Source organism: Pantoea sp. ACRSB, from assembly GCF_022346905.1.
GTDB classification, from domain to species: domain Bacteria; phylum Pseudomonadota; class Gammaproteobacteria; order Enterobacterales; family Enterobacteriaceae; genus Pantoea; species Pantoea piersonii.
Window position 1 is genome coordinate 1,142,047 of sequence record NZ_JAKRNL010000001.1, and the last position, 12,558, is coordinate 1,154,604.

Sequence of the window (12,558 nt, forward strand, 5' to 3'; positions counted from 1 at the left end):
TACAGCGGTACAGGCAGGAAACAGGGCAGGTTCAGCGCACGGCGTAGAGATGCACATGCGGCAGACAGCAGTTATCGAAACTGGCGGTTTCAGAACGGTTAACGTGCGTCGGGGCGATAGCCCGTTCAACACGCGAGGTCACCGGACGCTGAGCGATGCGTTCGGCGCGACGTAAAGGGGGATTTTCGGGTTCGCAGCCCAGCGCCTGATCGATGCTGAGCTTGAGTCGACTGAGCGGCTGACGCCGACGATGTCTGCGGGTGCGTGCATTACCTACGAATACGCTTTTGCCATAATGTATTATCGCCATAACTCCTCCTGTGAATGAGTCTTTGGCGATGGGGTGGCAGGCGCGGGTTTTCGGCAAGCCGAACCGTCCCGGATGCCGCGTTTTCCGCTCACAGCGCAGTGACCCGGCTGTAATAACAGCCAGGCTAAGCGCGAGTTGGGAGAAAAAGGCGGCATCTGACGACGCTGCATGTGCGCATCCACCCCATCCCAAAGTTCACTGACTTTGTGATGGTATGATTCGCGCTTGTGCAGCGCCTCGATTGTTTAAGAGCGGCTCACTCCGTGAGAGAAGGGCTTCGTTGGTCCACGCTCAAATTATTAACCTGTTCTTATGCTTTATCAAACACCAACAGTTAATTTTTTATTTACTATTGGTTAAATTTTTGAATTTTGCTGAATTATTTTTTTTCAGCCGCCTGATACTGAACAGATTTTATACAGAAGCTAACCCAGTAGCTGGTAGTGCCGCGCCTGACTCAGGATGACCTTGGCCATCACCTGCATACTGTCAACATCCTCCCGATTAAGATACCAGGTTTCATAGCGCTTATTATCTGAAATAACAGCAATTTTTTTATGCTGTAGCTGCAAGCGCTTGAGGTAAAGCTGGTTATCCAGGGTAAAAATGTAGATACCGTCTCCGTCAAAAACCTTCACGCTGATGTCCACGAACAGCTGATCGCGCGGCGCAAAGGTCTCCACCATCGAATCGCTGTTGATGGCAATTAACCGGATGTTTTCCGCCGGACGGCCATTGAAAAGCACGCGCGCCTCATCCACGCCATATTCAATGGCATGGATGGTCTCGACGAACTCTTCCCGCGCAAACAACCCGGATGCTGACTTTTGCCCAATATCGAGGCTTTCAATACGGAACACATTGCGCTGCGCGTTAAGGCTGTCGATTGACAACGATTCAGCAGGCTTTTCCATTCCGTACTGTAGCCATTCAACCCGTACGCCCAGCAGACGGCTCAATGCCAGCAAGTTATTATCATCAGGCACCGATTGTGCGTTGAACCACTTCCACACGCCCGGCGTCGATATTTTGCATCCCAACTGTTGTAACGCTTTGGCAACCTGTTTATTTCGTCCATGTCCGACAATTCCCGCGCTTTCGCAAGCGGCAATCAGCCTGGCAGTAAAAGCTTGTCTCGTACTCTCTTTTTTAACCATTAGTTAATAATCTGCCATAGAGGAGATACTGGATGTTATTTTCATTATTGCTACCAGTTCATTTTATATTACCGTCCGTTTGCTACCCAATTGCTTTTGTAAAGCAGCGCTAATTATCATTATCCTCTTCACGTCTTGCGCAACCAGTCTCGAATGCGCTGCGGCCCGTTGCGGCGCGGCTTTCAGGAATGTTCCGTAGAAAAATGGGCAAAAAACAGGCAACCGCTTTGCGTAAAAAAAAGTGACGTCCTGACGCGCCGAAAGTCGCACCGTAAAACTCCAAAATTAACTGGATCGAAAAAGCGGCGTTAAAAAAAAGGGTGCCCGTTCTGGACACCCTTTTTGTTAAATAAAATCGCGATCAGGGACGCAGCGTATCGTCGCCCCATGCGACCCATTTGTAGGTGGTCAGCGCCTCCAGCCCCATCGGGCCGCGCGCATGCAGCTTCTGCGTGCTCACCGCGACCTCCGCGCCGAGTCCAAACTGACCGCCGTCGGTAAAACGCGTGCTGGCGTTTACGTAAACCGCCGAGGAGTCGACCTGTTTAACAAAGCGGCTGGCATTCTGCGTACTGCGCGTCAGGATGGCGTCTGAATGCTGGGTGCCGTGTGTGCGGATATGCTCGATAGCCGCATCCATATCATCCACCAGCTTCACGTTGAGATCGAGCGACAGCCACTCGTCGTCATAGTCGCCCGTTTTGATCGGCGTAACGCTGGCGGGGCCGTCCTGTAACTGCGCCAGCAGGTTCTCATCAGCGTGCAGCGGGATCCCCTCCTGCGCCATCCGCGCCGTAAATGCCGGCAGGAAACGATCGGCGATCGCCCGATGGATCAGCAGGGTCTCCAGCGAGTTACAGGCGCTGGGCCGCTGTTTTTTCGCGTTGACGATCACCTCCAGCGCCGGCGCGATCTCCATGGTTTCATCCAGGTAGATATGGCAAACGCCGATCCCGCCGGTAATCACCGGTATCGTCGAGTTTTCGCGGCAGAGCTTGTGCAGCCCTGCCCCGCCGCGCGGGATCAGCATATCGACGTAGCGATCCAGCTTCAGCAGCTGGTTCACCAGTTCACGATCCGGATTTTCAATCGCCTGCACCGCCGCCGTCGGCAGGCCGTACTGTTGAAGCGCATTCTGGATCACTCGCACCGTGGCCGCATTGGTGCGCCATGTCTCCTTGCCGCCGCGCAGGATCGAGGCGTTGCCGGTTTTCAGGCACAGGCTGGCGACATCCACCGTCACGTTGGGGCGCGCCTCATAAATCACGCCTACCACGCCGAGCGGAACGCGGCGACGCTCGATGCGCAGACCGCTGTCGAGCTGGCCGCCATCGATCAGCTGGCCGACCGGATCGGCGAGCTGGCATACCTTACGCACGTCGTCGGCGATGGCGCTCAGGCGCTGCGGATTCAGCGTCAGGCGATCGAGCAGCGCAGCGCTCATGCCGTTCGCGCGCGCATCGGCGAGATCCTGCTCGTTGGCCGCCAGAATCGCATCGCGCTCCTCATCGAGACGATCGGCGATCGCCAGCAGGACCTGGTTTTTCTCTGCGGTCGAGAGATCGGCCAGCTTATACGCGGCGGCGCGCGCCGCTTTTCCCATTTCTTCAAGCATTTGACCGCTCCTTAACTGACGATCATGTCGTCGCGATGTACGGCCACCGGACCGTATTCATAACCGAGGATCTCCCCGATCTGCTGACTGTGACGACCAGAAATCATTCGCAGCGCATCGCTGTTATAGCGCGAGACGCCGTGTGCAATATCGCGTCCCAGCAGGCTGCGAATGCGGATCACCTCGCCGCGCGAAAAGTTGCCGCGCACGTCACGAATGCCTTTCGGCAGCAGCGAACTGCCGCGTTCGAGCATCGCCGCCAGCGCGCCGTCGTCGACGGTAATTTCGCCAGCCGGCGGTGCGCCGAAGATCCAGCGCTTGCGGTTCTCCAGCGGCGTCTGCATGGCGTGAAAGCGCGTGCCAACCGGCTTGCCGGCAATTACGTCGGCGATAACGCCGGGTCGGCTGCCCGCGGCGATAATGGTGTCGATACCGGCGCGACAGGCGACGTCCGCCGCCTGCAGCTTGGTGGACATGCCGCCGGTGCCCAGACCGGAGACGCTGTCGCCCGCCAGCGCGCGTAGCGCGTCGTCGATTTCATGCACGTCGCTGATCAGCTCCGCCTGCGGGTTACTGCGCGGATCGGCCGTGTAAAGCCCCTGCTGATCGGTGAGCAGCAGCAGCTTGTCGGCGCCGCCCAGCATCGCCGCCAGCGCCGACAGGTTATCGTTGTCGCCAACTTTGATCTCCGCCGTCGCCACCGCGTCATTTTCGTTGATAACCGGCACGATATGGTTATCCAGCAGCGCGCGCAGGGTATCGCGGGCGTTCAGGAAACGCTCGCGATCCTCCATATCCGCGCGGGTCAGCAGCATCTGACCAATATGGATGCCGTAGATGGAGAAAAGCTGCTCCCACAGCTGGATCAAACGGCTCTGCCCCACCGCAGCCAGCAGCTGCTTTGAGGCGATGGTAGGGGGCAGTTCCGGGTAACCCAGGTGCTCGCGTCCAGCCGCCATTGCGCCGGAGGTAACGATCACGATGCGATGGCCGGCCGCGTGCTGCTGCGCGCACTGACGAACCAGTTCCACCATATGCGCCCGGTTCAACCGGCGCGAACCGCCGGTAAGGACGCTGGTCCCCAATTTGACCACGAGGGTCTGACTGCCGCTCATATTTCCTGCCGTTTAAATAAAAAAAGAAAAAAATTTCTGCGAAGGAACTTTTTATCAGGAGTCAGAAGCGAAGCCAACTCTCTACCGGGGAAAAGCACGAAAAACCCTGGACAATCCGGTAGACCAAAAGTTCGCAGATAACAAGAAATCAGAAAAAATGTCATAAAACTTTCATCTACAACCGGTAAAACGTCCCCTGTTTAATAAGCCCTTTTCAGGGGCATAACACATTTTACTCATTGGGATTGATAGCAAATGAAGAAAAGTACACTGGCACTCGTCGTATCGGCTCTGGCGCTGACTTCTGCTGCTCATGCGGCGGAAGTGTATAATAAAGACGGCAACAAGCTGGACTTCTACGGCAAATTAAAAGCGATGCACTATCTGAGCGACGCGGACAGCCAGGACGGGGATAAGTCCTACGTACGTATCGGCTTCAAAGGCCAGACCCAGATCAACGACCTGATGACCGGTTACGGCCAGTGGGAATACCAGTACAGCCTCAACAACTCTGAAGGCGGCACCGATTATAACAACGGCAACAAAACCCGTCTGGGCTTTGCCGGTCTGAAATTCGGCCAGTATGGCTCGTTCGACTACGGTCGCAACTACGGCGTACTTTATGACGTAGAAGCCTGGACCGACGTATTCCCGGAATTCGGCGGCGACGGTACGGCGCGTGCTGACAACTTTATGACGCAGCGCGCTACCGGCGTAGCCACCTATCGCAACAACAATTTCTTCGGTCTGGTTGATGGCCTGCGCTTTGCGCTGCAGTACCAGGGCCGCAATGACGCCAACGGCGGCAACGCACGTACTGAAACCAGCCGTCAGAACGGCGACGGCTACGGCGCGTCACTGGGCTACACCATTGGCGATACCGGCATCAGCCTGATGTCGGCGATTACCTCGTCCGACCGCACCAACCTGCAGCAGACGAACGCTTACGGACATGGCGACCGCGCGGACTCCTGGGGCGCTGGCGTGAAGTATGACGCCAACAGCGTCTACCTGGCGGCGATCTACACCGAAACCCGCAATATGACCCCGTTCAACGGCATCGACCGCGTAACGGGCCAGCGGGCCGTAGGCGCAGCGAACAAAGCGCAGAACATCGAGCTGGTGGCGCAGTATCAGTTTGATTTCGGCCTGCGTCCGTCACTGGGCTACGTTCAGACCAAAGGCAAAGATATCGAAAACGGTATCGGCGATGCGGATCTGGTGAAATATATCGACGTGGGCGCCACCTACTACTTCAACAAAAACATGTCAGCGTTCGTGGATTACAAAATCAACCAGCTGGACGACGACAACCGTCTGAGCCTGAACAACGACGACGTGGTTGCTGTAGGCATGACTTACCAGTTCTAACCCTCTGACGCCGCCGCGAAGCGACGCGCGACGGCGACAGTGTTTTCCCCTCAATGTGTCTGTAAATAAGGGCCGCCTCATCAGCGGCCCTTTCTTTTTGTCGCTTGAGTCGCGGCGATCAGAACGTCCAGCGCACCCCGGCGTTATAGCGCCAGCCCTTCACGCCGTTGCCGTCAATCTCCTTGCGGTAGTCCGCCTCGGCATAGAGTGAAACGTCGCTGCGAAAGCGGGTCGTGCCCCCGATGCCGACATCCCACGTCTGACCGAACTTACCGCTGTTAAAGTCCTGGCTGATAGCGCTCTCCGCCGAGCCGACTTTCACCTTCGACCCGCCGCCCCAGCCGCGCGTATAGCTGGCGCGCAGATAAGGCGTATATTCGCGCTGCGCATCGTCCTGCCAGGTGCGATCCAGCCGCGCGCCAAGACGGCCGATAGTCTGGTCGTTGTCGTCAAACGCCACGTCAACGCCATCCTTATCGCGAGTGTCATCGAACTTCAGACGCATCCATGTCAGCTGCGCCTGCGGCTCCAGACGCACGCCGTTGGCGAAGATAAAGGGATAGCCCGACTCCAGCGAGGCGCTCCAGCCGTCGCCCTTCACTTTTCCGACCTCTTTTTGCCGCGCGATATCGGTATCGCCGCGGTGCCAGCTCCAGCTCAGCGAGCCGTCGAGATAGAACCCGCTGTCGCGCTGCCAGGTGCCGTAGAACGAGACGCTGTCGCTGTCGAAGGTCGTGGAGCTAAAGCCGTCGGCCGCGTGCGGACGAATGCGCGTATTGCCGCGCGTATAGGCCACGCCGCCGCGCAGGCTGTCGCTCTCCCCGTCCAGCTGCAGCAGGTTGCCGCCGAGCTGCACCGCGCTGTAGTCGATATCGGCGTCAAAGCCGTAGTCGCTAACGTCGCGATTGCTCATATAGGTCAGGTTCGAACCGAGATAGCGCAGGAAGAGTTCGCCGCCCGCGCCGCTGCGTTCACCGTCGCGCAGCTCGCCGAGACGCTTATGCAGATCGTCGGTGATCGCCTGGGTGTACCAGGCGAGGCCCACCGGCGCGGAGAGGTATGAGGGCACCTGCGGCGCTAACGCCGGACGCACCGCCGGCGATGTCGCGCGCCCCGCCTGCGGCTGACAAAGCGAGCCATCCTCGCACACGTAGCGGCTGGCGAGCCGGTAATCCCAGCCCTGGCCGCTGCTGTCAGGCGCAAAAGCGTAGAGCCCGTACTGCCATGGACCGGCGACGAGGTAGTCCCTTTTCAGCGCGAAGCTGTCAGCGCTGGCGCTGCCAGAGACCTGCGCCAGCGAGATCCCTTCGCTGCCGTCGATAACGCCGTCACCGTTAGCGTCGCTCTGCGCTACGGCGCTGCTGGCGCTCAGCCGATCCTCAATCAGCGTGGTGCCGGTGACGTTGCCGTTTACCCGCAGCGCGTCGCTCTGACCACCTGCGCCGTTAAGCCGGGTCGCGAGCTTAAGCGTGCCGCCGAGCGACGCCAGCGTGCCGTCAATCGTAAGCAGGTTACTGGCCGCGCCGCCGCTGCTCAGGTCGAGCGTACCGGCGTTGTTTACCACCAGCGAGTCATTGGTCGCGCCCGCCAGCAGCGGATTAACGTTATTTCCGGCAAACAGCGTGGAGTCGCGATCGATATTAATCGTGCTGTGTGCCAGTTTGAGGTTGTCGGTCAGCGTCCACTGCGTTTTATAGAAGTTGAGCGTGCTCCAGCCCGCGCCGAGGTTAACCCCTTTGCTGAGATCGTCGCGGCTGAACGAACCGCCGCTGGCGTCGATGTTGCTGAAGCTGAGCGTGCTGCCCACGCCGCCTGCGGTGGTGATATGGCGGGTATTCGCCAGGCTAACGTTCTCTATCAGCGCCTGATTATTCTCGCCGCTGCCCATGGTCAGGCTGCCGTTGAGGGTGCCGCCGGTAACGGCAAGGGTATCGCTGCCGTTGCCGGTATCGACCTCGCCGATTACGCTGCCGCCGATAAAGGCGAGCTGGTCATTGGTCGCGCCGCCCGCCACCACAGGCGTCTCCGGGAAGGTGGTGCTGATATCGCCTTGGTTGATAAATACCGTCTGGCCGCCGCGCAGATCGATCACCGGCGACACGCGGCTGTTGGAGAAAATCGAGCCGCGGTTAACGACCTCGCTGGCGGTGTGGGTGACGATGGCCGAGCCGCCGCTCTCGCTGGTGATGGCGATAAAGCCGTCAGAGAAGACCCGGCCGGTGGTGTTAGCGCGGATCGCGTCGCCGCTGCCGTCGACCACAATCTGATACCCCGGCCCTACCCGCAGATCGTTAGCGGTGGTTGAGCCATCCTCATTCTGAAACAGATAGCCTGTCGCCCCTTCAAGAATGGAAAGATAGGCTTTGCCGCCATAGTCGAAGGAGGTGGCGGAGCGTATGCCTGCACCATTGATGGCGATGATATAGGCATTATTCAGCGCAATATTCGCGGTTTCGGCGCGGTTATTGATGGCGCTGCCGCCGCCCTCGGCGCTCAGGGTAATTTCGCTTGCCTGTAAACCGGCCGCGCCGCGATCCAGCAATACCGTATCCGCGCCGCCGCGGGCCCAGATACCGCTGCGGAAAAACTGATCCCCCTGAATATCCAGCGTGGCGTTTTCCCCGACGCGCGCGCCAGCGATGCCGCCGTCCACCTGCACCGTCCCGTTATAAGGCTGATAAATGCCTGCTCCCTGGCTGACGTCAATGCCTACGCCGGATGCCACACTGATCCAGACGTTGTTGATGGCGCGGCCGCCATTCAACAGCCGCACGCCGGTATTGTTTTCGCCGGAAAGCAGAATAGTGCCGTTGTTCATGACCGTTGCGCCGTCGCTTGCCTGCAACGCGGTGGCGTTTTTGCCGCTGCCGATGATGTTGCCGTTGCTGAACACCGCGCCGTCGCCATTCTCGCTGATGGCGCCGATGCTGTTTTCGCCGTTCAGCCACACATCGCCTAAATCTCCGTAGGCGCCGTTTGAGGCGCGCAGCGCCACCGCACCCTTACCGTTAACAAAATAGGTCTCATTGTCATACAGGGTGGCGGTGCCGGACATCTTCACCCCGGTGGTATTGGCGCCGCTCAGCGTGATCTCCCCAAGGCGCTGCAGCGAAAGAATGGCGCCGTCGCCCAGCTGGTAGAGCGTTGAACCCTCGGTAGAGACATCCTGATTACTGCCGTAGGCATAGATAATGCCGCCGCCTTCCACCACCCGCCAGGCGGTCTGGTTGGGGTCGTGAAACACGACGTTGGTCTGCTGACCAAGCACGAGCGTGCCGCCGTTGAGCGCCTCGCCCGCCAGCACGTTGCCGCCGTAGAGATTAACCGTACCGTTCTGCTCAATACGCGCCGCGTCACCCGAGGCATACAGGCCGGTGGTAGGGAAAAAACCGTCCGCGCTGCCTGCCGTCACGTTCAGCGTGCCGCTGCTGGTAATAGCGGTGCCGCCGCCAGGGGAGTCAAACGAGTAGCCTGACGCAAAGAGCGCTACAGCACCGTCGCTGACGCTGATATTGCCGCTGTTAACCGCCTGGCCGCTGATGAGCGCCTGGATGCCGTAGCTCTGATCACCGCGCAGGTTAATATCGCCGGTATTGGTCAGCGCCCCGCGATACTGAGCGATCAAACCGATCTGCTGATTGCCCTGCCCGTTGATGGCCGCATGGTTGACGAGGGTGGAAGCGAAGGGCTGATCGAAGCTGTTGGTGATGTAGCGCGTCAGGTTGTAGTAATTACCGTCTACCACCGCCGCCGTCGCGCCGCCTACGTTCAGGTTAAGCTGCGTCGCCGCATCGATAGTGGCCTGCGCGCCGCCCTCAATGCGCAGACCGGTCGAGGTGTTGCCGATGTTAAACGTCGCGCCGTGGGTGTTGACTACCGAGCCTTCGCCAACGGCCTCAATGCCGGTCGAGAAGGCCGCGCCCGGCGCGATGGTCAGGCCTGCGCCGTCAAAGTCCGCGCCGTCCTGATAGCGAAAGATAGTGGCATACCAGTCGTCGGAACCAGTGGCATAGTTGCCCGCTTTCGGCAGGGCGATCCTGGCTTCTGGCCCTATGGCCAGAAAGCCCATCTGATATTGCCCGTTGCCGCCCAGCTGCGGCACCGCGTCGGCGGTAAGATCGACACTCGACTTGCCCTCGGCGCGAATGCCGATGGCGCCGCTGCCCTGCAGGGCGATCGGCCCGCTCAGGGTGGCGGAGGCGACGCCGCTGCCCTGTCCGTTGACCCATACCGCCGTATTGAAGCTGCCGTTCAGGGTATCGGCGCGGCCGGTGACGTTAATCGCGCCGCTGGAAAAGGCGCTGGCGCGCTCGCCGTCGCTGGCGATGACCTTGATGCCGGTGCCGCCGTCGCCGTTGAGATTGATAGTGCCGGTGTTGCCCACCAGCCCGCCGCTGCCGGCATTGATCGCCAGCAGGCCGACGTTTTCTGCCGGTCTGAACTGCGCCCGGCCGTTGATATCAATAGTGCCGTTGTTAAGCGCAACTGCTTCAGGGCCATCCTCGACGCGCATCGCTACGCCGTTCTGCACTTTGCTGCCGAGCACGATGCGCCCGTCGTTAATGACCGTCGAGTTAAGCGACTGAGAAATGGCGCTGACGCCGCCGCTCTGGTTAATCGCCACATCTTCGGTGGCATCGCCTTTATCATTCTGCGGCGTGCGGCCAACGTAGAGAACGCCGCCCGCACCGTTGATAAAGCTGGCGTTGTCGGTATTGAGCACCACGCCAGCGCTGCTGCGGCTGCCGATGGCGTCCGCCACGCCGATATTCATATTGCCGTTGTTGATCCCCAGCGCGTCGCTTAGCCGCAGCGCGCTGCTGGCGTCGCCCTCTTGCGTGATGGCGTAATTCAGCACGCCGTTGTTGATAAAGCGGCTGCCGTCGGTCGCCAGCACCGTGGTGCCGCTGTAGCCCAGCGTTGCAGGATCCACGCCGCTGCCGTCGGGGTTGTTAAAGAAGCCGCCGTTGATAACGCCATTGTTGACGCCGCGGCTGCCGGAGAGGCGCAGCGCCGTGTTCTCATGGGCCGCCGATCCGCTGGCCGCCAGCTTGCCATCAATCGTCGCTTTTGCGCCGTTGGTAGCGCGCACCGCGCCGCCGTCCGAGTCCACCACTTCCAGCGTCGCCCCCTTCTGCACCGAGACGCTGGCACCAGGGCCGTCCGCGTTCAGCACTACGCGCTCGCCTACCGGCTGCGTTACCTCGTCGTTGTACTCATCGGCGTCGATCACGTAGGCGATGGGCGCGCTGTAGAGAGAGAGCGCTTTGTTGAATTCGGCATTGTAGCTGCCAGCGCTGAGGTTGCCGCTCTGCAGCTGCTCAATCAGCCAGTCGTTGTACCGCTGCAGATCGCTCAGGCTGGCGACGTTGAACTCACGGCTGTTGCCGTCCAGCGTGGTCACGCTGAAAGGGCCGCTGTACTGGGCGACGTTATCGACCCAGTACGCCAGATTGTAGGTATATTCCGTTGCCGAGCCGGTAAAGGCGATGCGGTTGTCAGACTGCCAGTTCATCGCGCCGCTGCCGCTGGCGGTAAACAGCTGGCTCTGTTTCGCTGCCATGCTCCAGCCGTTGGTGGCGGCGGTGGTCGCCGCACCGTCGACGCCGATATCGACATTGATAACGCCGTTGCTCACCTGCGCCACGCGGGTATTGATATATTGCTGTCCGTTGACGTTGTAGTAGTTGGGCAGCTCGCTGGCGGGCGTTACCGAGGCGAGCGCGCTGATATTCGCCGTATTAAAGACCTGCAGCTGATTACTTCCGCTGCCGTTGACGTCAGGCACGCTAATCACATAATTTTGCGCGCCGAACGTCAGCCGATCCGCGCCAATAACATTGTCATCGGAAATAATTCTGCCGCTACTTAATAATTCGCCGATGGTAATACGGCCGCCGCCATCCTCGCCCGGCTGAAAGCGTTGAATACCGCTCAGGGTTTGCGTCGTTCCATTACAGACGCAAAATACGCCTGCTTTATTGTCATTTAATAAGGGTGAAAAAGGTTTTAACGTGGCGGCGTGACTAAAAGTAACGGGGAAAAACAGCCCGGGCGCAGCGGCCAGGCTTAATAATATGGGATTTAATTTAAACAAAACGTTTTCCTCCAGAGAGACAGCGCAGGACCACCCAGACTTTTAGGCGTCCGGGTTGGCATTGTTTTTATAGCGAGAACAAACGGAGAAAAGCCGCGACAAAGGCAATCGCGCTGGCTGTTATCACACCATTTCGTCAGGAAAACGTCTACAAAGCGTCAGTGCGATCGGCCTCAATAAAATGAGAATAAGAATTATGCTGTGCCGCACTCTGTTTTATCTGGCCCGATTATTTTAAGTGGCCGCGTTGATTACAAAGGTTTTATAAAGCGGAGTTAGTTAATAACCATAATCAAATAAGCAGAGAGAATGTTTTTAATGCGGAGGCGTCTGAAATATAAAAAGGAGTAGTTAACAAGGATATTGCAGAGCGGCGAAGAAATATAAACGTAGCGGAAAGTTCAGAATAATGCAGAACAGGCATAGCCAAAAAATCGGGCTATGCCTGCCGTTTAAGGTTCAGCAGCGTCAGGCGCTGAGTTTGACCGGCTGTTCGTCGAAGCCGCTGGCAGGGGTCAGCCCCAGATTCAGCTCCTGCAGCATCGCTTTCAGACGGGTGTGGAAGTTACGCAGCGTCTCTTCCACCTTCTGATTATTCTCTTTCCCCTTGATATTCGCGACAGACCAGTCGCCATCTTTATCGAACAGGCCGATATGATAGACGTAGGTAAAATGGTCCTGTTGCGCTTCCAGCTCCATCCACCAGCCCCAGAACTCTCGGCTTTCCGGCGCGGGTTTGACATTGACGCAGGCGGCCAGGCAGTCGAAAAAGAACCGCGTTTCTTCACATTTCCCTTCGCGGATATACGGTCCCAGCTCGGTGAAGCGCTTAAGCAGGCGACTACGGGGGTGACCACTCGGTAACGTCATGCTAATTCTCCATAAGTTTGACC

Annotated in this window: 7 protein-coding genes; 1 reads left to right on the forward strand and 6 read right to left on the reverse strand. The window is 58.7% G+C overall.

Annotation, left to right across the window (positions count from 1 at the left end):
• Positions 1-31: 31 nt before the first annotated feature.
• From MHZ89_RS05610 to proB, 4 genes are all read right to left on the reverse strand, one after another.
• A complete protein-coding gene (locus MHZ89_RS05610) occupies positions 32-310 on the reverse strand; it encodes a hypothetical protein (protein ID WP_311782158.1) in 279 nt (92 codons plus the stop codon).
• Between the two features lie 425 nt (positions 311-735).
• Positions 736-1,467: a S24 family peptidase gene (locus MHZ89_RS05615; RefSeq protein ID WP_311782159.1), complete on the reverse strand. Its 732-nt coding sequence runs from the start codon at positions 1,465-1,467 to the stop codon at positions 736-738.
• 361 nt (positions 1,468-1,828) lie between these two features.
• Positions 1,829-3,082: a glutamate-5-semialdehyde dehydrogenase gene (gene proA, locus MHZ89_RS05620; protein ID WP_311782160.1), complete on the reverse strand. Its 1,254-nt coding sequence runs from the start codon at positions 3,080-3,082 to the stop codon at positions 1,829-1,831.
• 11 nt (positions 3,083-3,093) lie between these two features.
• Positions 3,094-4,197 carry a glutamate 5-kinase gene (proB, locus tag MHZ89_RS05625; RefSeq protein ID WP_311782161.1) on the reverse strand — a complete coding sequence of 368 codons (1,104 nt, stop codon included), beginning with the start codon at positions 4,195-4,197 and terminating at the stop codon, positions 3,094-3,096.
• A 255-nt stretch (positions 4,198-4,452) separates the two neighbouring features.
• Here proB and ompC point away from each other — a divergent pair, with 255 nt between their 5' ends.
• Positions 4,453-5,568 carry a porin OmpC gene (gene ompC, locus MHZ89_RS05630; RefSeq protein ID WP_311782162.1) on the forward strand — a complete coding sequence of 372 codons (1,116 nt, stop codon included), beginning with the start codon at positions 4,453-4,455 and terminating at the stop codon, positions 5,566-5,568.
• Positions 5,569-5,686: 118 nt separating this feature from the next.
• On the opposite strand, the gene MHZ89_RS05635 is transcribed toward ompC, so the two are convergent.
• Positions 5,687-11,665 carry an autotransporter outer membrane beta-barrel domain-containing protein gene (locus MHZ89_RS05635; protein WP_311782163.1) on the reverse strand — a complete coding sequence of 1,993 codons (5,979 nt, stop codon included), beginning with the start codon at positions 11,663-11,665 and terminating at the stop codon, positions 5,687-5,689.
• Positions 11,666-12,133: 468 nt separating this feature from the next.
• Positions 12,134-12,535, reverse strand: coding sequence for a sigma factor-binding protein Crl (crl, locus tag MHZ89_RS05640; protein ID WP_120451196.1), 402 nt, complete (start codon positions 12,533-12,535; stop codon positions 12,134-12,136).
• Between the last annotated feature and the right edge of the window lie 23 nt (positions 12,536-12,558).